Origin of the sequence: Halobacterium zhouii (genome assembly GCF_021249405.1) — an archaeon.
Lineage (GTDB): Archaea > Halobacteriota > Halobacteria > Halobacteriales > Halobacteriaceae > Halobacterium > Halobacterium zhouii.
Genome location: NZ_CP089593.1, coordinates 371,789 through 398,369, shown reverse-complemented (window position 1 = coordinate 398,369; position 26,581 = coordinate 371,789). Strand labels below are relative to the sequence as shown.

Sequence of the window (26,581 nt, the reverse complement as noted above, 5' to 3'; positions counted from 1 at the left end):
GTTTATGACGAGGGCGTCGCTCTCGTTACGACACTGACTCGGAATCGCATGACGACACACCGCTATCGACCGGCCGCACGGAGGGATCGCTGATGTTCGAGGAGATGGACGAACCGGCGTTCCCGGAGTTCCTCGCGGCGTTCTGGGAGGAGAAAGACTGGGAGACGTCCGTCCAGCCCAACGACGACGGGACGTACCTGGTCGCGGGCGACAAGGAAAGCGGGACGCGCGGGCTCATCGGCGTCCGGCCGGGGAAGGACACCGAGATTGGCGCCTCGGAGGTCGAGCAGTTCGCGGCGTTCTGCGACGAGAAGGGCGTGGACGTGCGCGTGATGGCGACTCGCGGTCGGTTCACCACGGGCGCGCGGAGCGCCGCGGACGCGGGCGACGTCCACCTGCTCGACCCGAACGAACTCGCGTCCTCCGTGCGTGACGAGAAGGCGACGCACCTCGTCGACGAGTACTCGACCGGCGGGGGTGGTGGGTCGCTGTTCGACGGACTGCCGGCACTGCCGTTCCCGGTATCGGGTGGACTGCCGAGCGGTGTCCCGGTCGTCCCCGTGCTGGTCGTGGTCGTGGTGGTGCTCGCGGCGGTGTTCGCGGGCGGTACGCTCGCCAGCGTGGTTCCGTTCGTCGGCGGTGGGGGTGCGGGAGACAACCCAGGAGTTGCGGTCACGGCGCTGTCCCTGGGTGACACGGACAACGCGACGGTGGTGGTGGCGTGGGACGCTCGCCAGCAGGACGAAATCCGGACGAAGGCCGGCCAAGCGTACAGACCCCCTGAGAACGAGACGTTCGTGGTCGTACAGCTAGCGGCGTCGACGACGACGAACAGCACCGCGGTGCTTCGTGGCGGCCGATTCGCGCTCGCGGTGAACGGCACGAACTACGGCGTCCAGCGCCTCCGGAACGCGACTGGGATGCTGCCGATTCAGGTGGACGCAACCAACGAGACGCGCGCATTCGCGGTGTTCTCGGTGCCGGAGGGCACAGAGGCCGGTACGCTGGTTGCGACGGCCGGCGACCCGGGAGTCCGGTTTGAGCGCGAGCACCTCGCGTTCCAGGTGGAGTGAGCCAGAGGCCGCGGGTCGGACAGTTCGCGCCCGCAGGGCCGTTCCGAAGTTCTTAACCCCCGCGGCCGTGAAAAGCGCGTAACTCGCTGGCGAGCGGGCTCCAGCGGGCTCCCGAGACTATCGGGACGGAATGTGGCCTACGAGGCGTGACGCGCCTCGAACGCGACGCGGCGGACCCGCGTCGCCGGGCTGAACCACGCAACGCCCGCGGACAACACAATGGCACGAAGCTTCTACTCCCACATCAAGGAGGCCTGGCGGGACCCCGGTGACGGGAAGCTCGCCGAGCTCCAGTGGCAGCGCAAGCAGGACTGGCGCGAGCAGGGCGCCATCGAGCGAGTCGACCGACCGACGCGCCTGGACAAGGCCCGCGAACTCGGCTACAAGGCCAAGCAGGGCGTCGTCGTGGCGCGCGTCAGCGTCCGGAAGGGCACGGCGCGCAAGTCCCGCTTCAAGGCGGGCCGCCGCACGAAGCGCCAGGGCGTCAATCGCATCGGTCGCGCGAAGAACCTCCAGCGCATCGCAGAGGAGCGCGCGTCGCGGAAGTACAAGAACCTCCGCACGCTCGCGTCCTACTGGGTGGGCGAGGACGGTTCCCAGAAGTGGTTCGAGACGATTCTCCTCGACCCCGAGCACGGCGCCATCCAGAACGACGACGACCTGAACTGGATCTGCGACGACAGCCAGAAGAATCGCGCGTTCCGCGGCCTCACGGGCGCCGGGAAGCGCGGTCGTGGCCTGCGCAACCGCGGCACTGGCTCCGAGCACCTGCGTCCGAGCACGAGTTCGGGCAAGCAGAAGAACTAGCGGTTCTCGCGTTTTTCGCGTCTCCTTCCGTTGACTCCGGAGCTACTGCTTTCTCGGTCCGCGCCGAAACCAACGACAACAGTTACCATTTCTCATAGCGTACCCATTTGGTGCGCTCGTTGTGAGACCCAGTAGAGAGGCGTCGTCACAGAGCGCGCAGGGTGACCACCAATGGCCAAGGAAGTACGCTGTCGTGACGCGGGGTACGACTGCGATTTCGAGATCCAAGACGAGAACGAGGACGAACTCGTGCAGTTCGTTCAGGAACACTCCGAGCAGACCCACGGCACGTCCGTCTCCCGCGAGGACGTACAGGGGCTGATGCGAGGGAGCTGAACCGACTCATCCGCCTTTTTCCCGCGTCTCGGTGCTCCGTCGGATTCGAGTAAAACGCGTGATAGATTTAAGTGCGTGTGCTGCAACCACGGGAATGTATATCAATGGCCATAGACGTGAACTTCGAGGAAAACCGAGAGAAGGTGGACACCCACGAGGGCCACGACGTGTGGGGCCCGGTCGAGGAACCCGAGAAGTTGGGCATCCACGGCACCCACGTCGCCGTCGACTTCGACATCTGCATCGCCGACGGCGCCTGCCTCGAGGACTGTCCCGTCGACGTCTTCGAGTGGGTCGACTCCCCCGACCATCCTGAGTCGGAACTCAAGGCCGACCCCGCCAACGAAGCCCAGTGTATCGACTGCATGCTCTGTGTCGACGTCTGTCCGGTCGACGCCATCGACGTCGACGCCGGGCGCGCGGGGCGAACCTGAGCGATGTACAGCGTCGTACTGACGAAGGGCGTGCCGGACTTCCGCGAGGGGCAGGTGTCCTTCGACGAGGACGGCCACCTCGAGCGCGGGAATACGCCCACCGTCATGAACCCGAACGACGAGCACGCGCTCCGCGCCGCCCTCCAGACGAAGGTGCGACGGGGCGGCCGGATGAGCGTGATGAGCATGGGGCCGCCCGGCTACGGCGACATCCTCCGGGAGGCCATGGAGACGGTGTACGCGGACGACCTCTACCTGCTCTCGGACCGCGAACTCGCGGCCTCCGACACGTGGGCGACCGCGATCACGCTCGCCACCGGCCTCGAACATCTCGAGGAACAACCTGACCTCGTGTTCGCGGGATTCAAAACCGCGGACGGCGAGACGGGTCACACCGGTCCGCAGGCGTGCTGGTGTCTCGACTGGCCGATTCTCACGCACGTCGTCGCCCTCGACGTCGACGAGGACGACCGCACGGTGCGCGCGAAGCGACTCGTGGAGGGCGACCCGGACGAGATCGAGACGGTGGAAGCGCCGCTGCCAGCGTTCGTGGTCACGGACTCCGAGTTCGAGGCGAGTTATCGGCGCGCCGAGCACCGACTCGAACACAAGGACCTCCGCGAGGAGACCCAGACGCGCGCCGAGGACCACGAGGACCATCTGACGACGTGGGACCACGAGGCGCTGAACCTCGACCCCGACTACATCGGTCTGGACGGGTCGCCCACCATCGTCTCCTCCGTGGACCCGATTCCGCGGGCGCCCTCGGAGCGCGAGGCGACGATGGTCGACCCGACCGACGAGGGCGAGATGAACGAGCTCGTCGACGAGATGGCGCAGTTCGCGGGGGGTGACTGAGCGTGCCCGAAATCGACCCGAACGACCACGACATCTCCGAACTCGGACCGAAGATCCAGGAGGTAGAGGACCTCGACGAACTGGAGGCGATGCTCGAGGCCGAGAAAGCGGGGCAAGACCGCGTCGGCGCGAAGAAACTCATCGAGTCACGCATCGAGAAGTTCGCCGAGGACGAGGACGAAGCGGATGGCGACCTCGACCCCTCGGAGATGAGTCCCGCCGACCTCGGCAACGAACTCCCGAAGATCGACGACGTCGACGCGCTCGAGGACCTCCTCGAGCGAGAGGAGTCGGGCGAAGACCGGGATAGCGTGACACGCCTGATACGGAACCGCATCGACTCCGTGCAAGGCAGCGACGAGGACACCGGGGAGACGGTCGTCCAGTCCCCCGAGGAGAAGTACCCCGAACTCGACCACCCGACCGCCGACAAGCAGTACGTCGAGGACCTCGAGGGCGGTTCCTACGAGGACATGTGGGTGTTCTGCGAGACGCAGGACGGGGACCTCCTCGACGTCTCCCGGGAGATGCTCGGGAAGGCCCGGGAGTTGATGGACGACTACAACGAGCAGTACGGCTCTGAAGAACGCGTCGTCGCCGTGTTGCTCGGTGACGGCATCGACGACCTGACCGACGACGCCATCGCGTACGGCGCGGACGTCGTCGTCTATCAGGAGGACGCGGAACTCGAGCGGTTCCGCCACAAGTCCTACACGGAACTGTTCACGCGGATTGCGCGGGCGGGCGGTGAACTGGACGAGGAGACGGAGGCCGGCGACTCGTCGTGGCGAGACTACGACGAACCGCGGTACGTCCTGTTCCCGGCGACGAACAACGGCCGGGACCTCTCGGCGCAGGTGCAGGGCGAACTCGACAGCGGCCTCGCGAGCGACTGTTCCGGACTCTACATCGAGAACACCGTCATCTCGAACCCCGCGAAGACGGGCGGTGAGGGCGACCGGCAGTTCGAGCGCGTGCTCCACATGAAGCGCCCGGACTTCTCCGGGTTCGAGTACTCGACCATCCTCTGTCTGGACAACCCCACGCGGGAGTTCCACCCGCAGGGCGCGTCCGTGATTCCCGGCAGTTTCGACGCGCCGGACTTCGACCCCGAGCGCGAGGGCGAAGTGTACGAGTACGACGTGGACCTCGACGAGGACTGGTTCCGCGTCGACGTCACCGAACACGACCGCCTCGACGACGGCGTCGACCTCACGGGCCACAACGTCATCGTCGCGCTCGGACGCGGCATCGGGGACGACCCGACGGAGGGGATGGAACTCGGTCTCGACCTCGTGGACGCCTTCGAGGACGCCGACCTCGGAATCTCCCGGGGCATCGTCACGTCGTCGTACGACTTCGACGGCCACGTCGAACAGTACGCCAGCGAGGAGCGACAGATCGGTGAGACGGGACAGGTCGTCGCTCCCAAGTTGTACATCGCGGCGGGCATCAGCGGCGCCATCCAGCACAAGGTCGGGATGGACGAGTCCGAGACCATCGTCTCCGTCAACACCGACCCGGGCGCGGACATCCGGGAGTTCTCGGATTTCTTCGTGGAGGGCGACCTCTTCGACGTGCTACCGGCGCTGACCGACGCGCTCGAATCGGGCGAACTCGACGTCGCGGAACTACAGGCGAGAGGTGCATCTGATGACTGAGGACCACGAACATTACGAGGCAGTCGTGGTCGGCGCCGGCCCGGGTGGGGCGGCGGCGGCCGCGACGCTCGCACGGAACGACGTAGAGACGCTCGTCCTGGAGCGCGGCGTAGAGGCCGGGGCGAAGAACGTGAGCGGCGGCTTGCTGTACGGCGAGACATCAGCGCCGTACACGATAGACGACCTGTTTCCGGACTTCCGAGAGGAAGCGAGCGAGCGCCCGGTGACGGAGTACAAACTCCACAACGTCGCGGGCCGGCAGGTCAAGACCTTCGACATCACGCCGCTGCACGAGCACGACACGGACTGGTCGGACGCCGTACTGCGGCGACACATGGACTCGTGGCTCGCCGAACGCGTCCACGAGAAGACCCGCGAGACGGTCGGCGGTCTGCTGACGGACGTCCGCGTGAACGGACTTCTGCGGGAGAACGGGGAGGTCGTCGGTGTGACCTGCGACGAACTCGACCCGATCCGGGCGGACCTCGTGGTCGCGGCGGACGGCGCGAACAGCGAACTCGCGCGGGATGCGAACTTGATGAATTGGGACGAGCCAGACGAGTGGTTCCAGGGCGTGAAAGCCGTCGTGGACGTCGACCCCGAGGAGATAAACGAGCGCTTCGGCATCGAGGACGGCGAGGGCGTCGCGCACCTGTTCTCGGGTGACCTGTTCGAGGACGTTCGGGGCGGCGGGTTCTGTTACACGAACGAGGACACGCTCTCCATCGGGACGGTGTTCCACCTCGACAGCCTCGTCGCACAGGAGGCCGAACCCCACGAGTTGCTCGACGCGCTGCTCACTCATCCGCTGCTCGCGGACTGGCTGGGCGACGACTACGACGAACTGGAGTACTCCGCGAAACTCGTGCCGGACTCGAAGAAGGCCGCGCACACGTCACCCCACCGCGACCGCCTCGTGCTGGTCGGGGACGCCGCGGGCCAGATGCAGGCCCAGGGGCCCATCATCAAGGGGATGAATCACGCCGTGACCGCGGGCGCGCTGGCGGCGGAAGCGTACGTCGAGGCGAAATCCCGGGGCAACCCGCATCGCGCCGGCGAGCGCTACGAGAAACGCCTCCACGACGAGGGCGTGATGGGGAAACTCCGACCGACGGGGTACCGCGTGACGAGCGCACTCGGCGAGCACGCACCCGTGACGAGCGTCGTGGACGGCGTCCTGGAGTCCGGAGTCGGTCGCGCCGCCGTTCGCGCGCTCGGCGACCGCCTCGAGGGCCTGTACGGGTCACCGTACCTCTCCTCGATCGTGCCGGACACGCAGACGCCGTACGTCACCCTGCCGACGGTCATCGCGGAGGAACTCGGCGAGCGCGTCGAAGGCGTTTCCGCGGTGGAACCGCCGAGTCTCGCGGACCGCATCGGCGACCTGACGTACGACACGGACGTCGGCAACCCCCACATCGAATTGGTCGACGAGTCCTACGCGGCGAGCGGTGCGGCGGTGGCGGCGTGTCCGGTGAGCGCCGAGGACTTCGGCGGCGGCTGTTACCGCTCCGAGACGGTCGAACGCAACGGCGGAGAGGAGCGCGTCGTGAGCCTCGACACGCAACCCTGCGTGGAGTGTGGAACGTGTGCGGTGGTCGCCGACACCGAGTGGGAGCACCCGCGCGGCGGGAAGGGTGTCGAGTTCAAAGAGGGATGACCCAGTCGTCTCACTCGGCGCACTGGGAGCGCGTTCGCGCGCTCGCGGAGGAGTCGCGCCGGGACCGGGAGTCCTTCGACCCGCCGACGGAACCGCCCGACGAAGAGCAAGCGAAGCGCTACCTCGTGGAGGGCGTCGGTCCCGCCGTCTCGGTGTACGTCGAGGGGCGGACCGGCGGGAGTAACGCCGCGTTCTCGGACGTGGAGTTGTCGCTCCTGGAACGCGCGATGAACGACTGGCTGACACTGTACACGCGGTGTTACGGCGTCGAACTGGACGCGGATTTCTCGATTCGAGAGGCCGCGACAGCGCTCCTCGACACGCGGAACGTCGTGGACACGGCGCAGGTGTTGACCCGCGTTCCCGAGCGCGGCGGGTCGTGAACGCCACCCCGTGTTCGATACTGCAGCGCAGTGACGGTCGTGCTAACTGGTGACAAGATTTTAATAGCGAGGTTTGGTAGCAATAAGCATGAACGTACAGCGGGACCTGGAGTTCGGGCACGCGGACCGGAGACAGATCTACGACTACGTAGAGCGGAACGGCGCCAGCCGGTTCGAAGACCTCGAAAGCGCGCTGCGCCTCGACCCCCGGGGCATCCGCCACCACGTCGCCATCCTGCGCCGCGACGGCTACCTCACGGTCGAGGACGGCGTCATCCAGGTCGCGTTCGACGACACCGTCGCCGAGGAGCACCGCGACGGCGACGTCGAGTTCGTCGTACGGCCCGCCCGGCAAGCAGATCTGACTGGCCTCGTCGGCGCGATCCGCCAGGTCGCGAGCGAGGGCGCGTACATCGAGGCCGAGAGCGTCGCGGACGTCATCGACCACGAGGAAGTACTCCTGCGCCACAACGACCTCGAGGAGCGCATGTTCTTCGTCGCCACCGTCGGCGACGACGTCGTCGGGTGGGTGCACGTCGCCGGCCCCGAACTGGAGAAACTCGCGCACACCGCCGAACTCACGGTCGGCGTCATCGAAACGTACCGCACCCACGGCATCGGCAGCCACCTCCTCGAGCGCGGCCTCGAATGGGCGGCCGCCCACGACTACGAAAAGATCTACAACTCCGTCCCCGCGAGCAACCAGGACGCCATCGAGTTCCTGAAAGCCAACGGCTGGGAGGTCGAAGCCACGCGCGCCGACCACTACCAACTCGACGACCAGTACGTCGACGAGGTGATGATGGCCGTCCGGCTCTGAGCCGCGACCCGTGCCAGCACCGAAATGACCTGTTCCGAAGACGGCTGTGACCGCGCGGTGGCCATCCGCCTCTACGACCCGCGCGGCCCCGACCGAGACGTCTGTCTCCCCCACGCCCGCGTACTCGCTCGCGAGGACGGCGTCGTCGCCGAACCGCTGACCGACTCGAACTCCGAGTGGCCCTAGGATTTACTGCTTGTTCTGGCCAAATGTGAGTAGCAGAGCTGTCTGATTCCTCTGCCGAGACTGCCCAGAAAGCCCCGGTTGAAGACGACAATACTGCTTTTGAGGCCACCCAGAAAGCCCCGCCCGGCTACGGTCGCGCGACTCGCTGCGCTCCGGCGGGTGCTTACTTCGTCGGGCTTCCCGTAGCCGGGCGCCCCTTTCAGTCCCTCCCAGGCCGGTTGGCCAGCCGGCATCGGGTGGGGTCGAAAGGGGCGGGCGTCTCGGCGACGGCAGGCGACGTAAGCATCGCAGCGACCATCGGGAGCGAGGAGCGCAGCGAGCCTCCCGAGTCGAGACGTTCGGAAGACGCGCAGCGTCTTCCGCAGTCGTCCGAGAGACGCGATGCGTCTCTCGGGATGACAAGAGGCGGCTCCGCCGCCTCTTGAACCACCCATCAGAAACGCTACGCGTTTCTGAGGACGCCCGGGGCTTTCTGGGTGACTGAGGAAGTAGTTCGGTTCTCTGCAGTCAAGACCTTCTGGGCGTCTAACGACGACCTTCGTTTCCAACCCCCAAACAAACACTACTCCTCTTCTAGCAGTTCGCGCTCGATGTCTGGTTCGCCACCCGTAGCACCCCCCAGACTGCGCGTGAGCACGTCGAAGAAGGCCACGAGTGGCCACAGCACCAGACCGATGTAGCGAACGGGGCGGGCGACCGCGAGCGCCCACGAGTCGGCGTTCGCGAGCCCCCAGGATTTCGGGACGATCTCGCCGAAGACGAGCACGAGCGTCGTGGCGACCAGCGTCGTCCCGGCGACCGCGAACCCGGGCGGGAGGTAGGCCACGAGCAACACGGTGAGGATGCTGGTGAGCGCGACGTTCACGACGTTGTTGCCGACAAGAATCGTGACGAGCAGGCGGTGGGGGTCGTCGCGCAGGCGTTTCACCTCGGGGCCGCGGGCGTCCTCGCCGGCGAGCGCGTCGAGGCGACTCGGCGTCAGTGAGAACAGCGCGATCTCGGTGCTGGAGAAGAACGCCGACGCCGCGAGCAGGACGGCGACGGCGGCCAGCGACGCGGCGATGGAGACGTCGACCATGTCGAGAAAGACGGCATCGCGACGGAAAGCGGTTGGTGCGGCCTCGCTGGTGGTTGCTTCCCGCTATTCGTTCCACTTCGCGTCCGCGAGCGTGCGCTGGACGGCGCTCTCGCCGACGGCGCGGGCGAGCGTGTTGTAGCCGGCCTGCTCCGAGCGGTCGGCGGCGTCCGCGACGAGGCGGGAGACGATGAACTCCGGCGTGGACTTCCCGACGGTGTCGAAGCGCGGCTGGTAGTCCACGCGGAGCGCGAGGTCCTGGTTCAGGCCTTCCGCGAAGATGCCGTCCGTGCGCGCGACGTCCGGCAGCGGTTCGAGGTCGTCCGCGAGGTGGGTGACGAACACGCCGAGGGCCTCCTGTTCGACGGTGAGCGTGACGAGGCCGTGGAGCAGGTCGGCGGCGCTCCCCGGTTCGGTGATGGCCTCGAACTCGTCGACGAGCATCAGCGTGCGGTCGCCGGCGGTGACCGGCGGCACGACCGAGCGCAGCGTCGCCTCCAGCACGCCCGCGTTGAACGACGCGTGGCGGCGGTGGAACACGACGGAGTCCATCGGCCCGACCTCCGCGCGCTCGGCGGGCACCGGCAGGCCCATGCTGGCGAGCACGGCGACCTGGCAGAGCGTCTCTAGGAGCGTGGTCTTCCCGCCGGAGTTCGCGCCCGTGAGCACGGCGACGCGGTCTCCGGAGGGCGGGTCAGCAGCGGCGCTTCCCGAGGGCTCTATGTCGTGGTCGCCGACGGCGTACGTCACTGGCTGGACGTCCTCGCCGTCCGCGTCGAGTGCGAGGTTCCGGGCGTTCCGAACCGCGAGTCCGTCGTGGTCGACGAACTCGGGGCGCGTGAGGTCGTACGCCGCCGCGAAGCGTGCGAGCGAGAGGTGGAATGCGATGTCGCTCACCGCCTCGACGGCGGCGGTGACGGCCTCGCGACCGCCCGAAATGTCGCCCCGCAGTTCGGCTTCGACGTCGTCCTCGCGCTCGGCGGCGCGCTCCCGGACGTCCTCGGCGAGCGAGCGCAGCGTGGTGCTCACGAAGTCCGCGGCGTCGGCGGCGTCCGGCGACATCGCCTCCCGGACTTCTCCGGTGCGCACGTCGGTCTCGCTGGCGACGTACTGGACGAACGCCTCGCGGAACTCGTCTGTCCCGTCGACGCCCTCCGAGCGAACCGTCTCGAGCACGTCGAACGTGTCGCGTTCGAGGCGCTCGAGGGTACTCGCCCGCTCCCGGAGGCGGTCGAGTTTTGCGTCCGCGCCCTCACGCACGCCGTCGGGACCGAGGTAGCGAAGCGCCTCGGCGGCGTCCTCGAGATGGCCCCGGTCGATGGCGGCGAGCGGCGCGAACACGCCGCTGGCAGCTGTTTCGCCCGCTCCATCCGACCACAGGGCCTCGCAATCCCGGAGCGCGAGCGCCGTCTCGACGGCAGCGCGCTCCCCGCTGTCCCGGCTGTCGTGTTCCTCGAAGATGGCCAGTACGTCACCGCGCGCGTCTTCGTCCAGATTCCGCCAGGTCTCGCGGGCGGCGGCGACGCTGTCGAGGCGCGCGGCCATCTCCTCGCGGTCGGTGAGCGGCGTGAGCACGCGGACGCGGTCGGCGGCGTGCTGTGTCACCGCGAACGTCGCGGCGAGCGCCACGAGGTCCTTGTACACCGCTCGCGCGTCGTCCGTCGCGAGCGCGTCCATCCCCTCCCCGCCGTTCGCGCGCCGCAGAATGCGGGTAGCACGGCCGCGCGAGATGCCCGCGGACACCAGCGTTCGCACGTCGGCGCTCTCGATGGCGTCGACGGCGTCGGCCACCCCGAGTTCGGTTTCGAGGCGCTCGGCCGTCTTCGGGCCGACACCCCAGAACTCCTCCAGTCGCATGCTTCGCCGTCTGTCGGCACGGGAGTAAAGGGTTGCGTGGTCGGCCCGGCGGTGACGCTCCGCGTCGCGACCGGGTAGCGATGCTGGCGACCAACCGGCGACCGCTGCATCCCAACGCTTAATTACCCAGTTGTAAAACCCAGTAGTATGCCGTTCGACTCGTTCGCAGACGCCGACGAAGCACAGGTGACGCGCGCCATCGCCCGCCAGTGGACCGAGAAGTTCATCGACGACACCGAGACCGACGTCATCGTCGTCGGCGGTGGCCCGTCCGGCCTGATGGCCGCGAAGGAACTCGCCGACCGGGACGTCGACGTCACCGTCGTCGAGAAGAACAACTATCTGGGCGGTGGGTTCTGGCTCGGCGGCTTCCTGATGAACAAACTCACCGTTCGCGCGCCCGCAGACGACGTGCTCGACGACCTCGGCGTTCCGTACGAGTACGACGAGGAGACCGACGGTCTCGCCGTCGCCGACGGCCCGCACGCTTGCTCCGCGCTCATCAAAGCGGCCTGTGACGCCGGCGCGCGCGTCCAGAACATGACCGAGTTCACGGACGTCGTCGTGCGCGACGACCACCAGGTCGCGGGCATCGTGATGAACTGGACGCCCGTCCACGCGCTCCCGCGCGAACTCACCTGCGTCGACCCCATCGCTGTCGAGGCCGACCTCGTCATCGACGCCACCGGCCACGACGCTGTCGTCGTCTCGAAACTCCAGGAGCGCGGCGTCCTCGACGCGCCCGGCATCGAGCACGCGAGCGAACACAACACGGGCATGGATAAGACCGCAGACGGCGAGTACGGCGCGCCCGGTCACGACTCGCCCGGCCACGACTCGATGTGGGTCGCGGACAGCGAGGATAAGGTCGTCGAGCACACCGGCAAAGTCCACGACGGCCTCGTCGCGGCGGGTCTCGCCACGGCGACGACGCACGGTCTGACGCGAATGGGACCGACGTTCGGGGCGATGCTCCTCTCCGGGAAGGCCGCCGCGCAGGCCGCACTCGACGAACTCGGCGTCGACGCGCCGACGGTCGACCTCCCGGGTCGCGGTGCCACCGCCGCCGACGACGACTGATGCGGAGCGCGCTCGCGGTTCCCGTGGCTGCAGTTCTGGCCCTCGCCGGGTCGACAGCCGTCGGACTGTGGGCCGCACGGGGTCGTGTCGGCACCCTCGACGACTTCGTGGTCGCTCGCGGAACTGCGGACGTCGGGACGCTCACGGCGACACTTGTGGCATCCGCGATGGGAGGCTGGATCCTGTTCAGTCCCGCGGAGGCGGGCGCGGCGTTCGGCGGGCTTCCGGCCGTCCTCGGCTACGCGGTCGGCAGCGCGCTTCCGCTGTTCGCGTTCGCCGTCGTCGGGCCGCGCGTCCGCGACGTCGTCCCCTCGGGGCGCTCGCTCACGGAGTACGTCCACGCGCGCTACGGGAGCGCCGCCTACGCCTACGTTCTCACGGTGAGCGCGCTCTACATGTTCGTCTTTCTCGCCGCAGAGCTAACCGGCCTCACGAGCGCCCTCGCGTATCTCGCCGGCGTGCCGCCGTGGGTGACCGCCGCTCTCGTCGGCGGCGCAGTGCTCGTCTACGCGGGGTACGGTGGTCTCGTCGCGACGCTCGCGACCGACGCCCTGCAGGCGCTGGTCGTGCTCCCGTTGCTAGCCGCGACGGTGGCGGCCGTCGTGCTCTCGTTCGGCGGCGCGACGGCAGTTCACGGCCACATCGTTGCGACGAATCCGAACCTGCTCTCGCCGGGCTACCTCCCCGGCGTGACGTTCGGCGCGTACGTGACCCTCGCGGTTCTCGGCGCGAACCTCCTCAACCAGAGCGAGTGGCAGCGCGTCTACGCCGCGCGCGACGACACCACCGTCCGGCGCGGATTCGTCGTCGCTGGCGTCGCCGTCGTCCCGATGGTGCTGCTCGCCGGTCTCGTCGGCGTGCTCGCGCGCGGCCTCGGCGTCGTCGGCACGGAGCGCGCGAGCGTGGCGTTCTTCGCGGCCGCAGACGCCGCGCTCCCCCAGGCTGGGGTGCTCGCGGTCGTCGTGCTCGCGGTACTCCTCGTCGCGAGTTCCGCCGACACAGTGTGTAACGCGCTCGTGAGCCTCGTCACCGTGGACGCCGCACGCCTCCTCGACGACCCGGACGACTCGACGCTCGTGCGCGCCGGACGCCTCGGCACCGCGGCCGTCGTCGTCGCCGCCACAGTCGTTGCCGTGCAGGGGTACGGCGTGCTGACGCTGTTCCTGTTCGCCGACCTCCTCGCAGCGGCGACGTTCCCGCCGATCGTCGCGGGACTCTACGCCACTCGGCCCACGGGTGAGGACGCACTCGCAGCGGCCGTCCTTGGACTGGGAGCCGGTCTCGTCTGGTTCCCCGGAGCGAGGGCCGTCCTCCCGAGTGGTCCGTTACCAGCACCCTCGTACCTCGCGGCGTTCGTGGCGGCAACGGCCGTCGCTACCGTGCTGACGCTACTGCTGCCCAAACGACACGACCGCTCCATCGACGTCGACGCGCTCGACGACCGCGTCCGCTCGCGCTCTCGAACCGCTCGCGCGGACGGCGGGGAGGGGTCGAAGTGACGGTCGGACCGCTCGCGTTCGCCGCGCTGGTCTGGGGCGCTGTCGCGCTCGTTCTGGGAGCGTTCGCCTTCGAAGTGTACGCGGTTCTCGGCGGGTGGTCGGGGTGACCGACCCGCCAGTCGCACTCACGGTCGCGGGATCGGACAGCGGCGGCGGTGCGGGCGTCCAAGCCGACCTCAAGACCTTCGAGGCGTGCGGGGCGTTCGGCACATCCGCGCTCACCGCCGTCACCGCACAGAACACGACGGGCGTCACCGCGAGCGAGGTGCTCGACCCGGCGGTCGTCCGCTCGCAGTTCGATGCCGTCGTCTCCGACTTCCCCGTCGCAGCGGCGAAAACCGGGATGCTCGGGAACGCGGACGTCGTGGCAACGGTCGCCGACGCGGTCGCTGACGCCGACTTCCCCGTGGTCGTCGACCCGGTGGCAGTCGCCCAGAGCGGTGACCGCCTGCTCACCGAGCGCGGCGTCTCCGCGCTCCGCGAGGACCTACTGCCGGAAGCGACCCTCGCCACGCCGAACGTCCCCGAGGCGGAACTGCTGGCGGACGTCACCGTGGCGGACGAGAGCGACCTGCGCGCCGCCGCCGAAGCGGTCCTCGACCTCGGCCCGGACGCGGTCCTCCTGACCGGTGGCCACCTCGACGGTGACCCCGTAGACGTGTTCGTCGGCGAAAGCACGCGGGCGTTCACTCGAGAACGCGTCGACACCGCGAACACGCACGGCTCCGGGTGCACGCTCTCCGCCGCCATCACTGCCCACCTCGCTCGCGGCGACGAACTGCCCGTCGCCGTCGAGCGCGGCGTCGAGGCCGTAACGCGCGCCATCGAATCCGGACTCTCGCTCGGCGCCGGCAACGGCCCCGTCGACCACGACGCTGTCGACGCCGCCAGCACCGACGCACTCGCCGACGCCCGGAGCGTCGTCGCCGCGCTCGAACGCGAGTGGCCGACCGGTCTCGTCCCTGAAGTCGGGACGAACGTCGCCGTCGCACCACCAGACGCCCGCACTCCCGACGACGTGGTCGCCGTCGACGGCCGCCTGCACGCCACGCAGCGCGGCGTTCGTGCCGCTGGCGGAGTTGCCCCGGGCGCGTCGAGCCACGTCGCGCGCTTCCTGCTCGGCGTTCGAGAACGCGACCCTGCCGTCTCCGCGGCCGCGAACGTCCGCTGGAGCGAGCAGCGCGACCGCGACGTGCGCGAGCGCTGGGACGCTGTCGTCGTGGACCGCGCCGAAGAACCCGCCGACGCCGACGGCACGATGGACTGGACGGCCAGAGAAGCGATGAAACGCGTGGCCGACCAGCGAGAGGCCACGGAAGGACGAGCGGTGACTGGAAGAAACCGCGAGCGACACCGAGCGCCGGACGCAGTCGTCGACAGCGGCGCGGTCGGAAAGGAAGCGATGATCCGCGTGCTCGCCGACGACGCCGAATCGCTCGAGGAAAAACTGCTCTCGTTCGCGTAGAGGACGAACGGCCGTCTCGCGGCGGCTACTCGAATTTCACGCCGACGTCGTGCATCCCCTCGTTGTTGACCGCGAGATTCACGAGCAATGGCGTAAGCGACTCCACCTCCGCCGCGTTCGCGAGCGGGCCGGCGTCGAGCGCGCGCAAGCCCTCGATTCCGCTCGCGAGGTCGGCGACGTTCTGCTTCGCGTCGCCGTCGTCACCCACGACGAGCGTGTCGAGGTCCAACTCCACGTCGAGATTCGCGAGGCGGTCCGCCGCGAGGTTGTGGAACGCGCCCACCACGGGTGTGTCGTCGGGCACGTGGCGCGCGACCAGTTGGCTCACGCTCCCCGCCTTCGGGGGGTTGTACCGGAATCCGTCGTCCGTGCGCTTCATCCCGACCGCCGGCGTCACGAGCGTCGTCTCCGCGTCGAGTCTGTCCGCGACCGCCTCGACGGTGTCCTTGGCGTGGTACGCCGGCACCGCGAGCACCACCACATCCGCGCGGTCGGCCGCCATCTCGTTGGCGAACCCAGTCACCTTCCGCTCGACGCCGCGGCTGTCCAGTTCCGTCTCGTACTCCTCGGCCTTGGTTCGGGCCTTCTCCGGGTCGCGGGAGCCGATCACGACCTCGTGGTCGGTGTGGTACGCCCATCGCAGCGCCAGCCCTTCGCCGATGTCGCCGGTCCCACCGAGCAACGCGATTCGCATACTCGTGAGTCACCCGGCGACCGAATAAGGATTTGTGTCACGCTCTCACTCGGATCCCGACCTCGGCTCCAGTGCCTCCGGCAGGTCGTTCACCGAATCCAGCACGAGATCCGCGTCCGCCCCCTCGTACTTCCGTCGGCCCGCGTCGCCCGTCAGACCGCCGGTAAGCACGCCAACAGCCCAGTACTCGCGCCCAGAGTCTGCCTTCCGAGCGTTCAACGCCGTCTCGATGTCGTCGAGCGTGTCCCCCACGAACACCGCCGAGTCGGCGCCGGTGCGCTCCGCGAGCGTCACCAGCGCACGGGGGTGTGGCTTCCCCTCCTCCCAGTCGTCCATCGTGAACCGACGGTCGGCCGGCACGTCGAGACCGACGCGGTCGAGTGCGATGTCCGCCTCGTCCGACGGCCGGCCCGTCAACACGCAGACGGGGTAGCGTTCGGTCAGGCGCTCGACGGTCTCCGGGGAGACCAGCACGTCCTCGTCGTGGATGAACCCCGGACAGTCGATGTCCGCCGCGCCACCCTCCAGTTCCTCGTACAGGTCGCTCCCGAGGTACAACTGCTGGAACACCTTGCGGAGACGCTCGGGGTTCCAGGCCTCCCGCACCTGCTCGACTGCGTCCGGGGCAAGCGAGGATTCCACGACCGCCTCCGCCGCTTCGAGTCCGCCGCCGCGCTCGGCTATCGCGTCCGTGAACGCCGCCACGTCGCCGTCGTAGCCCTCCCGCGTGGCCAGCACGAACAGCGCCGCGGCGTCGGTCAACGCCCAGTCGTTGTTGAACCCGCCCGCGTCCTTGAACGACTGGACGGCGCCCTTCTCGATGGTGTCCCCGTAGACGCGCTCGACGGACTCCACGATAGCGCGACGGTACGAGTCGGCCACGTCCACGAGCACGCCGTCCACGTCGAGGACGACAGCGTCGGCTTCCATGTCCGCAGCCACGCGACGCGGCGGAAAATCAGTTCCCATTCGGGCCACCACGTCGCGTCACACGCCACCGCGTTACAGCACAGACCACCGCGCTACGGGTCGTATCTGGCGATGACGCCGCTGGAGTTGTTCCCCTGATAGTAGATGCGAATCGCCTGACCCTCCGACCACTCGGTCACCGACGCACGCTCCCCAGCGTCCAGCGGGTCGCTCGGGTCCAGGTCCAGGTCGATGCCAGCCCACGTCCGGTTCTTTCCGCCCACGATGTCCACGTACACCCGTCCGCTCTCGATGGCGTCACCCCCAGCGAAGTACAGCGTCATCGAGTTCGGATTCGGCCGGAACTCGATCTGCACGTCCGGCAGGTCGTCTTCGCGCGGTTCCGTGGGGTCCACCGACAACGTCGGGAACCCCAGTCCGAACACTGTGACCGCCACGAGGATGACGGCGGCGACCAGCGCCGCGCCAGCCAGTATCCAGGTGAACGTCGAACGACCGTCACTCATCGAACGTGGGAATGTCCGGCTTCGCCGAGGAAAACCGTGCTGGCCAACTACCGGCGAGCGACGTACAGCGTGTCTGCCTCGACGGTCCGCCGCTCGACGGACACCGCGGGCTGGTCACCCCCTAGCGTCGTAAACACGCACGCCGCGCCCGCCGCGTCCGCCACGTCAACGACCGCGCGATGGAGTTCCGGCGGACAGTTCAACGCGTACACCGCGTCCGCGTCGGCGTACACCTCGGGGTCGGGGTCGGTCACGTCGTCGACCACAAACTCGACGCCGTCCGGTACGTCACGCTCGTACACGTCCGTCGCCGTCACCGCACACCCCCGCTCTGCCAGCGCCGCCGCCACGTCCGTCCGCCGGCCGACGCCGACCTCCACCAGTCGATCGAACTCGGCCAGCGCGTCCACCACCGTCTGCGGTTCGCTCACGCCGGGATGTTTATTGCCGACGCCGATAAACATCACCCCATGCGGGTAGATATCGTCCCTGTCGGCGACGTGCCCGCGCACGTCAAACGCGAGGCCTCCAGCAGTCTCCGGTCCATCTACGACTGCGAGGTGACCGTCTCCCCCGAACAATCCGTTCCGGAGGACGCCTACGACGAGGGACGCAGCCAGTACCGCGCCGCTGAATTCATCGACGTCGCCAGTCGCGTCGGCGACGGCGACAAGACGCTCGCCATCACCCCTAACGACCTCTACTATCGACGACGGAACTACGTCTTCGGCCTCGCGTACCTCGACGGCCGCGGCTGTGTCGTCTCTACCTACCGACTCCAGACCTCCAGCGACGGCGGGTTCTCCGAACGCCCCGCAGCAGACGTCTTCGACGACCGCGTCCGGAAGGAGGTCGTCCACGAACTCGGCCACACGCTCGGCCTCGAACACTGCGACAACAACCGCTGTGCCATGAACTTCTCCCCCACGGTCCGCGAAGTCGACCGGAAGGAACAACACCTCTGCGGGAGCTGCCAGCGGAACATCTTCTAGACGCACGTTTTGCGCTGTCGCCGAAAGGCGCGAAGCGCCTTTCGAGATGACGAAAGACGGCGTAGCCGTCTTTCGGACCACGGGCGCGCTTCGCGCGCCCTCGGCAAAACCTGCACTAAAAGCACTCCTCGCTCACTTCACTTCGTTCCGTTCGCTCGTCGGCCCGCGAGCCTTCGGCTCGCGGTGAATCGCGCGTCTCGGGTTCTGGCGAACCGCTCGACGCGCGAACGCTAGCGCCGGCCGGCTGGTCCGGTCCCGTCTCGAACACCAGCTAGACAACCTCTCCACCGGACACCAGCTGGTCAGTCCGCTTCGAGATTGCCGGCCCGCCCCTCGGCTTTCGCGACGACTTCCGGACGGGCCGCGAACTCGAAGCTGATTGTCGAACCGTACTCGACGGATTCGACGGCGCCGTGGTCGTGGCACCACGAGACGAACGCGTTGCCGGCGTCCGAGTTCGGGACGCCGAGCGAGACGCGGTCGCGGTCCGGGAGCGCGTCGGTAACGGCGGTCTGGAGCGCGCCAATGCCGTCGTCCTCCGTCGCGCTGACGACCACCGGGTCGCCCGCGAGTTCCGCGACGGCGTCGCGCTTCTCCGCGAGGTCGGTGGCAACGTCGCGCTTGTTGAGCACCGGGACGAGTGCTCCCTCTCGGGTATCTAGTTCCTCGAGGCTGGTCTCTGTCTTCCGCAGCACCTCGGAGACGGAGTCGCTCGCGTCCACGACGAGTAGGACGGCGTCCGCCTCGCGGGCGGCCGACAGCGTCGTCCGGAACGAGGAGACCAGCCAATGCGGGAGGTCGCTCACGAAGCCCACGGTGTCCGTCAGCAGGACGCGGCGGTCGCCGAGCGTGGCGCGCCGCGTGGTCGTGTTCAGCGTCTCGAACAGGCGGTCGCGGGAGGCCGCGGTCTCCCCCAGGTCGTCGTGGCGCGCATCGTTCTCCTCGACGGCGTGGTCCTCGGCGAGGCGGCGGAGGAGTGTCGACTTCCCGGCGTTCGTGTAACCCGCCAGCGCCACCAGGTCGAACCCCGCTTCGTGGCGCTCGCGCCGGGCGTCGTCGTCCGCGTCGTCCAACTGGTCGAGTTGCTCGCGGACGTTTTTGATGCGCTGTTTGTAGTCCGCGCGCATCTGGGCGGCCTGCGGTTCCTCGCCGCCGCTCTTGAACCCGCGGCGGCCCGAACTCTCGCCGCGCCGCGCCTTCGCCTCGGCGTGCGGGAGTTCGTACCGCAGTTCCGCGAGTCGGACCTCCAGGCGAGCGCGCTTGGTCTCCGCGCGTTCCGCGAAGATGTCGAGGACGAGGCGCGTGCGGTCGACCACCTCCGCGCCGACCGCCTCCTGGAGGTTGAACGCGCGACCCGGGTCGAGTTCGTCGTCCACGACCACCAGGTCGGCGCTCTCCTCCGTGACGCGCTCGGCGATGTCCGCCACCGCGCCAGCGCCGAAGTCGTGGGTCGGGTCGGGCGGGCGAACCTGCGTCCGCTCCCCGACGACGTCGAGGCCGGCGGAGTCACAGAGCGCGCGTATCTCGTCGGTGTCGATCGGTTTCGAATCTGTGCGTTTCGCTACGAGTGTCTTGTTGCCGCGTCGTGACATGCGTGTGAGAGTCGGCGGTCGAACGTCGATGCACGTCGTGACGCCCGCACGCGGCGGATGTGAGAAGGGCCGAGCTTCGTCGGCCGCCGGGTTCGGACGCCCGGCTACGAGTCGAGGAGCATGTACACACCCACCGACGACGGCACCCGGAAAAACGATGCCGGTGGTGTGTCAACGGCTACCGCACCATCGGCGGGAACGTCGACGCGTTCGCCGACTGCTCAGCGTGCCGCCAGCGATCCGAACGCGGTCAGCCCGTCGTCGTCGCTCGTGTTCAGCGTCGAGTCGTCGGTGTCGTTCACCACGTCGATGACGCCGCTCGTGGTCGAATCCGGAGTGAGAGACGTGTTCGTGGACCCGGCGGTTTCACCGCCGGCGCCCACCGTCAGATTTCCGTCCGGGCCGACCGACAAGTTACCGTCCGGCCCGACGGACAAATTTTCGTCCGGACCCACAGACAGATTTCCGTCCGGGCCGATGGACACGTTCCCGCCCGAACCGACCGACCAGTTACCGCCGCCGACCGGACCGGGAATACCACCGAACCCTGGTTTGCCGGCACCGAGTCCGATCGAGGTGTCCCCGGTCTCGTTCGACACTCCGGCGACGCTGCGGGCTATCGAGGACACCGTCGGGCCCGACAGGTTCGCCGCGTCCGTCCGGAGCCTCGTGATGGCGTCGACGTCCACGCCGGTGGCCTCGAGTTTCGCCCGCGGCAGTTCGGCGGCGGTGTTCGCGGTCACGTTCGACAACTGGCGCGCCGTGGATATCTCGGCGGCCAACCCCGCCATCTCCGCGCGGAACCTCGCCTGGGAGATACTGCCGTTCTGTTTCGCTTCGAGGAGCGCGCGCTTTCGCTCCCGTAACTCCGCGAGCGTCTCACTCAGTTCGCCGGCCTGCGTCGCCACGACTGCGGCCCTCGACGCGTTCGAGCGAGCAGCGGCTATCTGCAGGCCGAACGAGCGAGCCTGCACCTCGCCCTCGACGGCCGCGGCCTGCACGTTCACCACGCCGGCGAGTTGCGCACCCGGCGACGTCGACGTGTTCTCCGCCCCGTTCTCCGTCTCGTTGCCCGGCGTCTCGAGTGCCTCCGACGCCGGCCCGGCGTCGGTTGCCGACGGCAGAGGCCCTGCCCCTGACGCCGCGACCAGCGGTGCACTCGCGCCGACCACGACCAGTGCCGTGACGACGACGACAAATGCTCTCATCTTACCAGTTCGTTGCACCCCGTTGGACTTATAGAACCGTGACCGTGCGACCCACTTACGGACGATTAACGCGAATTAACCGTGGTTAACGGTCCAGTTCGCGGAAGAGCCCGCAGAAATCGTCAGTTTCCGTCGGAAGTGTAGCCGGTCGACGGACAGGTCAGTTCGTGTAGTAGTATTCGCCGTCCCGCTTCTGCTGTTTGTCGAGTTGGCTCCCCGGCTTGTTGATGCGCGGCCGGCCGAGGTTCTCGTCGCGCCGGAACGTCACGTCGAGGTTCGCGAGGAACTCGTTCATCCCCGAACGCATCGGCTGCGGCGTCGACGCGTGGCCGTGTTCGGCGGGTTCACCGTCGAACACCATCAGGCGGTCGGACACAAGGTCGACCATGTAGATGTCGTGGTCGATGACCATCACGGTGGTTTCGCGGTTCTCCGCGAACCGACGGATTGCGCTCGAGGCGAGCACGCGCTGTTCGACGTCGAGGTGCGCCGACGGCTCGTCGAGCAGGTAGAGGTCGGCGTCCTTCGACAGCGTCGCCGCGATGGCGACGCGCTGGCGCTCCCCGCCCGAGAGGTCCGGGAGGTTCTGCTCCATGATGGAGTCGAGCTGGAGTGGGTCCGCGATCTCGGTCTGCCAGTAACTCGACCCGAAGTCGTCCGTGATGGACGCCAGGAACGCGTCCACGCGCATCTGCTGGTCGGCCTCGACGTACTGGGGCTTGTACGCGATGTCCAGATCGAGGTCCAGTTCGTCGGCGTCCTCGCCGCCGACCGTTGTTGGTTCGAGGTCGCCGGCGAGCATCTTCGCGAACGTCGACTTCCCGATGCCGTTCGGGCCGACGACGCCGAGCACCTCGTTCCGGTTGACCTCCCCGCCCTCGATGGACAGCGAGAACTCGCCCTCGCCGTAGGACTTCTCCATGTCCGGGTAGGAGACGAGGGTGTCCGCGCGCGTTGCGGGCCGCGGCGCGTGCTCTTCGAACTCGATGGTCTCCGGCCGGATGCGCATGTTCTCGTTCTGGAGATACCCCCTCAGGTACTCGTTGATGCCGTTGCGCACGCTCTTGGGTGGTGTGACGACGCCGTACACGGACGGTTCACCGTACGCGACGTGGATGGTGTCCGCCAGCATGTCGAGCACGGCGAGGTCGTGTTCCACGACAAGCACCGCCTTGTCCTCCTCCTCGGCGAGTTCGCGCACGATTCGCGCCGCCGTGACGCGCTGCCCGATGTCGAGGTACGGCGTCAACTCGTCGAGGAAGTAGAAGTCCGCGTCGCGCGCGAGCGTCGCCGCGAGCGCCACCCGCTGGAGTTCGCCGCCGGACAGCGAATCGATGGACTGGTCCATCACCGGGCGGATGGAGAGTCGGTCGACGAGGTCGTTGAGGACGCCGCGCTCGTCGGTCGCCTCCAGCAGCTCGCGGGTGTCGCCGTCGAACTGGTTCGGAATCTGGTCGACGTACTGGGGTTTGCGCGCGACGCTCACGTCGTCGTCGCGCACGTCCCGGAGGTAGTCCTGGAGTTCTGTGCCGCGGTACTGCTCCAAGATCTCCTCCCACCCTGGCGGATCCCCGTGGTCGCCGAGGTTCGGAGTAATCTCGCCGTCCAGGATCTTCACCGCCGTGGACTTCCCGATGCCGTTCGGGCCGAGCATCCCCGTCACCTTCCCGGACTCGGGCACCGGCAGGCCGTACAGCGCGAACGCGTTCTCGCCGTAGCGGTGGGTCGGCTCCTCCGTGAGCTCCTGCGGGAGGTTGATGATCTCGATGGCGTCGAACGGGCACTTCTCCACGCAGATGCCACACGACTCCCCGAGACAGATCTCCTCGGAGATGTGCACCTGGTCGGGGTCGCCGTCCTCTGCGTCCTCCCCGCGCAGCGTGATACACTCCTTGCCCGTGCGGTTCGGCGGGCAGTAGTTCGAGCACTCGTAGTTACAGCGGTCGGGTTGACACCTGTCGAGGTCAACGACCGCGATGCTGTCCTCCGCCATTGGTTAGAAGGCGATGCCCTCGGTCAACAACACGCCCCACGCCACGAACCACATCGCGAACGTCATGAACGCAATGTAGAGGTGGTCCTTCGCGGAGAACTCACCGACGTCCACGCCGAACGCGCGCATTAGGCCGAGTTCCACGACCACGAGCGCAAACACCACGAGCAGGCTGTTCCTGCTCCCGGCGGGCACGCTGATGGCCTGGGACGCGAGCGCCGCTGCGACCCCGCCGAGCGTGGCGATGGTGGTCACCTTCAGGCTCCGACGATGGGAGGCCTTGCGGTCCACGGTCTCTGTCATACCCGACTCTCCGAGGGCCGCGCTCAAAAGGAGTTCGCTTGCTAGATGGCGTGGTTTGTCGAGCCTGATTTCTCGGTGTGGGTTGGAGGTGTTCAGAAGTCCGCACTGCAGACAACGAATCTGCTACCGCCGCCAACACCCAGAAAGCCCCGACTGGAAAACACAACTGAGCCACCGCCGTCAACACCCAGAAAGCCCCGGCGCACTCGCGGTCGCGCGCCGGCATATCTGCTCGCTGTGCTCGCAGATAGTGGCCAGCGAGACGACTAAACGATGCGCGAGCGCGCCGCCCCTTTCAGTCCCACCTCGTGCCGACTGGGCAACCGGCTTGGGTGGGACTGAGCAGGCGCTTGCGCCCGCGACGGTTGGAAGACGAGCGCAGCGAGTCTTCCAGGACTGAAAGGGGCGGCCGTCTCGACGAAGGCAGCCGACGCAAGCACGGAAGCGAACACAGTGAGCGACGCGCGCAGCGAGGCTCCCGAGTCGAGACGTTCACGAGACGCTGCAGCGTCTCGTGCAGCCCATCAGAACGGCTTCGCCGTTCTGAGGACGGTCGGGGCTTTCTGGGTGTTGGCGGCGATGATATGACCGTGTTTAGCCGGGATTTCCGGACGTTCGAGGATTTGACGAGTTCACGTCGAACGAACATGCCAACGTATTCGCCCGCAGATTTAAGCGGGTGGGGTGTTTCGAATCGTAATGATGGCTTCAGACGACAGTGTGCTGGAGGACCTGCCACCGAGCGCCAAGCTCGTCTACAAGGTACTCGAGTACGACGGTCCCCTCACGCAGAAACGAATCGTCGAGGAAACCATGCTCTCCGCCCGGACAGTCCGGTACGCGCTCGAGCGCCTCGAGGACCGTGGCGCCGTCGACGAGGACATCTACTTCGCGGACGCCCGCCAGAGTCTCTACCAGTTGACCCGCCAGAACAACGACGACGCCTGCGCGGAAGCCGACGCGGAAGCCGCGTAGCGCTCCCGTTCTACGACCCTCTTCTCGCTCGTTGTCGCCTTCTCGTCGGCTGCCTCCTACTCGTTCGGGACGACCGAGATCATCAGTTCGCGGTCGATGGCGCGCTCTAACTCCTCCGCGATGGCCGAGCCACGGGAGACCTTGATGTCGCCACCACGGCCAACCGTCGCCGTGAACAGGTACTCGCCGTCGGCCTGCACTTCGACCGTCTCGCCGGAGCGACTGCCCTCCAGCGGGATGATGATATGCCGCGAAGTGACCTCGGGTGTGACGATGTCGCCCGACTGACCCGCGCTCTGGCCGCCAGCAGAACCTGTCGCGCCGCCAGCACCGCCGCCGCTGCCGCCCGCGCCGCTCCCGCCAGCACCGCCACCGCTCCCGCCCGGGTGCTCGTCGAGCGTGCGCACGTCGATGCTGATGCCGAGGCGGTTCTCGATGTCCGAGATGCGGCCGCCGCCCTTCCCGATGACGTGGCTGATGTCGTCGTCGGAGACGTAGACGACCGCGTTGTTCGGCCCCTGGATGTCGACCTCGACCTGGTCGCGCGTGGCGGCCTGAATCTCGCGCTCGACCTCCTGTTTCGCCAGCTGGTCGACGCCGGACTCGCTGCCGCCGTCCTCCAGCGGAACGGTGACGACCTGGCGGTTGAACGTGTAGATCTCGTAGGCTGGCTTGCCCGTGGACTGGTCCCGGACCTGGATGACGGGGCGCGCGAGGTCCTCCTCCATCAGACCCTCGGGCACCTTCACCTCTGTCGCCACGTCGTACACCGTCTCGACGTCCCCCGCTTCGATATAGACGACGGTGTCCACGATCTGGGGGATCATGCCGAGTTCGACGCGGCCGACGAGGCGCTGGAGCGCGTCGATGGGGCGCGTCGCGTGGACGACGCCGACCATCCCGACACCCGCGAGGCGCATGTCCGCGAACACCTCGAAGTCGCCGGTCTTGCGCACCTCGTCGTAGATGGTGTAGTCCGGGCGCACCATCAGGAGGCTGTCTGCGGTCTTCTCCATCTGCCCGCCGAGTTCCGTGTACTGCGTGACGTCCTTCCCGACCTGGAGGTCGCGGGGTTTCTCCATCGTCTTCACGACGTACCCGGAGTCCGCGAGGAACTCCGCGACGGCCTGCCCGAACGTGGACTTCCCGGCGCCCGGCGCGCCGGCGATGAGCACGCCGCGGTCGCGCTCCAGGAGGCGCTCCTGGAGTTCCTCCTGGTGTTCGTAGTCCTCCATCGTCGTCTTCACGGTGGGCCGCACGGCCGTGATTTCGAGCGCGTCGGAGAACGGGGGCTCGGAGATGGCGATGCGCATGTCACGGACCTGCGCGATGGTCATGCCGTCCTCGGACAGTTCGACGAACGAGTCGTCCGCGCGCTTGGCGGTGTCGACGACTTCGCCCGCGTACTCCTTGAGCGTCTCGGGTTCGAGGACGTCCTCGCCGACCTCCTCGTAGGACACCTCGCCGACGCTCCCGCGCTTGGCCATCGGCACGACGCCCTCCTTGAGGTGGACGCTCATCGTCTCGTCGTCGAAGAACTGCTCGACCGCGAGTTCACCGAGTTCGCGTTCGAGGGGTTCGAGATACTCGACGTCCAGGCCCTTCGCCTTCGCTACTTCGGCCTGCACGATGTCGCTCGTCACGAACACCGCGTCGTACTCGTCCGCCACGTCACGGATGATGGCGTCGATTGCGCCTGCGGACGCGCGCTGGATGTCCTCCTCGGCGGCGCGGTCCCCCACGTAGTGAAGCTCTATCTCGCCGTCGTCGGCGAGGTCGGCGAGGCGCTGGAGTTCCTCCAGTGCGTCCCACCCGGTCTCCCGGCCGCTGTTCGCTTGCGCTTCGACTTCGCCGACGACGGCCTCCGGGACGTAGATGGTGACCCCGGCGTACTCGCCGTCGCGGACGCGCTCCGAGACGCGGCCGTCGACGACGACGCTCGTATCAGGAACGACGTTCATGTTGATTCGAAGTTGTCCCGGCGCACCCATAAGGGTGTTCAAGCGCACGACCGGGCGATGATTCGATTCGTGGCGGTCGGTTCAACGGCGACGGTCGACACGCGACCGACAGGTCGACGGCGACAGACTAACAGTTCGTTGACGACACGCCGACAGGAGAGGGGGCTACCGCCGCACGTGTCAATCAGACGGAGGCAGGATGAATCTCGAGTGCGAACGCCTGACACCCTGAA

26 protein-coding genes are annotated in these 26,581 nt (G+C 67.8%); 15 read left to right on the top strand and 11 right to left on the bottom strand.

What is annotated here, in order from left to right:
- The first annotated feature begins 92 nt into the window (after positions 1–92).
- The 10 genes from LT970_RS01945 (at position 93) to LT970_RS01900 (ending at position 8,218) form a co-directional block, all read left to right on the top strand.
- The gene (locus LT970_RS01945) at positions 93–1,073 is read left to right on the top strand and encodes a restriction endonuclease (protein ID WP_232687287.1); all 981 of its coding nucleotides are present in this window, start codon (positions 93–95) and stop codon (positions 1,071–1,073) included.
- A gap of 219 nt (positions 1,074–1,292) precedes the next feature.
- Positions 1,293–1,880 carry a 50S ribosomal protein L15e gene (locus LT970_RS01940; protein ID WP_232687286.1) on the top strand — a complete coding sequence of 196 codons (588 nt, stop codon included), beginning with the start codon at positions 1,293–1,295 and terminating at the stop codon, positions 1,878–1,880.
- 171 nt (positions 1,881–2,051) lie between these two features.
- Positions 2,052–2,216 (top strand): DUF1059 domain-containing protein, encoded by a 165-nt coding sequence (locus LT970_RS01935; RefSeq protein ID WP_232687285.1) that lies wholly within the window; start codon positions 2,052–2,054, stop codon positions 2,214–2,216.
- A gap of 104 nt (positions 2,217–2,320) precedes the next feature.
- A complete protein-coding gene (locus LT970_RS01930; protein WP_232687284.1) occupies positions 2,321–2,650 on the top strand; it encodes a 4Fe-4S dicluster domain-containing protein in 330 nt (109 codons plus the stop codon).
- A 3-nt stretch (positions 2,651–2,653) separates the two neighbouring features.
- Complete coding sequence (locus LT970_RS01925) at positions 2,654–3,508, top strand: electron transfer flavoprotein subunit beta/FixA family protein (RefSeq protein ID WP_232687283.1); 855 nt, start codon at positions 2,654–2,656, stop codon at positions 3,506–3,508.
- Positions 3,509–3,510: 2 nt separating this feature from the next.
- Positions 3,511–5,169, top strand: a complete 1,659-nt coding sequence (locus LT970_RS01920; RefSeq protein WP_232687282.1) for an electron transfer flavoprotein subunit alpha/FixB family protein — start codon at positions 3,511–3,513, stop codon at positions 5,167–5,169.
- Positions 5,162–6,829, top strand: a complete 1,668-nt coding sequence (locus LT970_RS01915; protein WP_232687281.1) for an NAD(P)-binding protein — start codon at positions 5,162–5,164, stop codon at positions 6,827–6,829. Before LT970_RS01920 ends, LT970_RS01915 begins: the two co-directional genes overlap by 8 nt.
- Positions 6,826–7,212, top strand: coding sequence for a DUF8055 family protein (locus LT970_RS01910; RefSeq protein ID WP_232687280.1), 387 nt, complete (start codon positions 6,826–6,828; stop codon positions 7,210–7,212). Before LT970_RS01915 ends, LT970_RS01910 begins: the two co-directional genes overlap by 4 nt.
- A gap of 88 nt (positions 7,213–7,300) precedes the next feature.
- The gene (locus LT970_RS01905; RefSeq protein WP_232687279.1) at positions 7,301–8,032 is read left to right on the top strand and encodes a bifunctional helix-turn-helix transcriptional regulator/GNAT family N-acetyltransferase; all 732 of its coding nucleotides are present in this window, start codon (positions 7,301–7,303) and stop codon (positions 8,030–8,032) included.
- A 24-nt stretch (positions 8,033–8,056) separates the two neighbouring features.
- Positions 8,057–8,218 (top strand): DUF8014 family protein, encoded by a 162-nt coding sequence (locus LT970_RS01900; RefSeq protein WP_232687278.1) that lies wholly within the window; start codon positions 8,057–8,059, stop codon positions 8,216–8,218.
- A gap of 562 nt (positions 8,219–8,780) precedes the next feature.
- On the opposite strand, the gene LT970_RS01895 is transcribed toward LT970_RS01900, so the two are convergent.
- Complete coding sequence (locus LT970_RS01895; RefSeq protein ID WP_232687277.1) at positions 8,781–9,296, bottom strand: CNNM domain-containing protein; 516 nt, start codon at positions 9,294–9,296, stop codon at positions 8,781–8,783.
- A gap of 63 nt (positions 9,297–9,359) precedes the next feature.
- On the bottom strand, positions 9,360–11,150 hold the full coding sequence (locus LT970_RS01890) for a MutS-related protein (RefSeq protein ID WP_232687276.1): 1,791 nt from the start codon (positions 11,148–11,150) through the stop codon (positions 9,360–9,362).
- 147 nt (positions 11,151–11,297) lie between these two features.
- Here LT970_RS01890 and LT970_RS01885 point away from each other — a divergent pair, with 147 nt between their 5' ends.
- From LT970_RS01885 to thiD, 3 genes are all read left to right on the top strand, one after another.
- Complete coding sequence (locus LT970_RS01885) at positions 11,298–12,230, top strand: sulfide-dependent adenosine diphosphate thiazole synthase (RefSeq protein WP_232687275.1); 933 nt, start codon at positions 11,298–11,300, stop codon at positions 12,228–12,230.
- Positions 12,230–13,729 carry a sodium:solute symporter family transporter gene (locus LT970_RS01880; RefSeq protein ID WP_232687274.1) on the top strand — a complete coding sequence of 500 codons (1,500 nt, stop codon included), beginning with the start codon at positions 12,230–12,232 and terminating at the stop codon, positions 13,727–13,729. The genes LT970_RS01885 and LT970_RS01880 overlap by 1 nt, the downstream gene beginning before the upstream one ends.
- Before the next feature lie 103 nt (positions 13,730–13,832).
- Entirely contained in the window at positions 13,833–15,194 is a 1,362-nt protein-coding gene (gene thiD / locus LT970_RS01875; protein WP_232687273.1) for a bifunctional hydroxymethylpyrimidine kinase/phosphomethylpyrimidine kinase, read from the top strand.
- Positions 15,195–15,219: 25 nt separating this feature from the next.
- Here the strand turns inward: thiD and npdG are convergent, their stop codons facing one another.
- The 4 genes from npdG to LT970_RS01855 all read right to left on the bottom strand — a co-directional run bounded on the left by npdG (position 15,220) and on the right by LT970_RS01855 (position 17,755).
- Entirely contained in the window at positions 15,220–15,888 is a 669-nt protein-coding gene (gene npdG / locus LT970_RS01870) for an NADPH-dependent F420 reductase (RefSeq protein WP_232687272.1), read from the bottom strand.
- A gap of 45 nt (positions 15,889–15,933) precedes the next feature.
- Positions 15,934–16,818, bottom strand: coding sequence for a TIGR01548 family HAD-type hydrolase (locus LT970_RS01865; RefSeq protein WP_232687271.1), 885 nt, complete (start codon positions 16,816–16,818; stop codon positions 15,934–15,936).
- Positions 16,819–16,910: 92 nt separating this feature from the next.
- On the bottom strand, positions 16,911–17,324 hold the full coding sequence (locus LT970_RS01860) for a hypothetical protein (protein WP_232687270.1): 414 nt from the start codon (positions 17,322–17,324) through the stop codon (positions 16,911–16,913).
- Between the two features lie 47 nt (positions 17,325–17,371).
- Positions 17,372–17,755, bottom strand: a complete 384-nt coding sequence (locus tag LT970_RS01855) for a UPF0146 family protein (protein WP_232687269.1) — start codon at positions 17,753–17,755, stop codon at positions 17,372–17,374.
- A 39-nt stretch (positions 17,756–17,794) separates the two neighbouring features.
- Between LT970_RS01855 and LT970_RS01850 the strand changes: the two genes are divergently transcribed.
- Entirely contained in the window at positions 17,795–18,316 is a 522-nt protein-coding gene (locus LT970_RS01850) for an archaemetzincin family Zn-dependent metalloprotease (RefSeq protein ID WP_232687268.1), read from the top strand.
- Between the two features lie 302 nt (positions 18,317–18,618).
- Here the strand turns inward: LT970_RS01850 and hflX are convergent, their stop codons facing one another.
- The 4 genes from hflX to LT970_RS01830 all read right to left on the bottom strand — a co-directional run bounded on the left by hflX (position 18,619) and on the right by LT970_RS01830 (position 23,412).
- Positions 18,619–19,908, bottom strand: a complete 1,290-nt coding sequence (gene hflX / locus LT970_RS01845) for a GTPase HflX (protein WP_232687267.1) — start codon at positions 19,906–19,908, stop codon at positions 18,619–18,621.
- A 221-nt stretch (positions 19,909–20,129) separates the two neighbouring features.
- Positions 20,130–21,116: a DUF7096 domain-containing protein gene (locus tag LT970_RS01840; protein ID WP_232687266.1), complete on the bottom strand. Its 987-nt coding sequence runs from the start codon at positions 21,114–21,116 to the stop codon at positions 20,130–20,132.
- Positions 21,117–21,276: 160 nt separating this feature from the next.
- Positions 21,277–23,109, bottom strand: a complete 1,833-nt coding sequence (locus tag LT970_RS01835) for a ribosome biogenesis/translation initiation ATPase RLI (protein ID WP_232687265.1) — start codon at positions 23,107–23,109, stop codon at positions 21,277–21,279.
- Positions 23,110–23,112: 3 nt separating this feature from the next.
- The gene (locus LT970_RS01830; protein ID WP_232687264.1) at positions 23,113–23,412 is read right to left on the bottom strand and encodes an EMC6-like membrane protein; all 300 of its coding nucleotides are present in this window, start codon (positions 23,410–23,412) and stop codon (positions 23,113–23,115) included.
- Between the two features lie 699 nt (positions 23,413–24,111).
- Between LT970_RS01830 and LT970_RS01825 the strand changes: the two genes are divergently transcribed.
- Positions 24,112–24,387: a winged helix-turn-helix transcriptional regulator gene (locus LT970_RS01825; protein WP_232687263.1), complete on the top strand. Its 276-nt coding sequence runs from the start codon at positions 24,112–24,114 to the stop codon at positions 24,385–24,387.
- 56 nt (positions 24,388–24,443) lie between these two features.
- On the opposite strand, the gene LT970_RS01820 is transcribed toward LT970_RS01825, so the two are convergent.
- Complete coding sequence (locus LT970_RS01820; RefSeq protein WP_232687262.1) at positions 24,444–26,348, bottom strand: PINc/VapC family ATPase; 1,905 nt, start codon at positions 26,346–26,348, stop codon at positions 24,444–24,446.
- Positions 26,349–26,581: the final 233 nt, after the last annotated feature.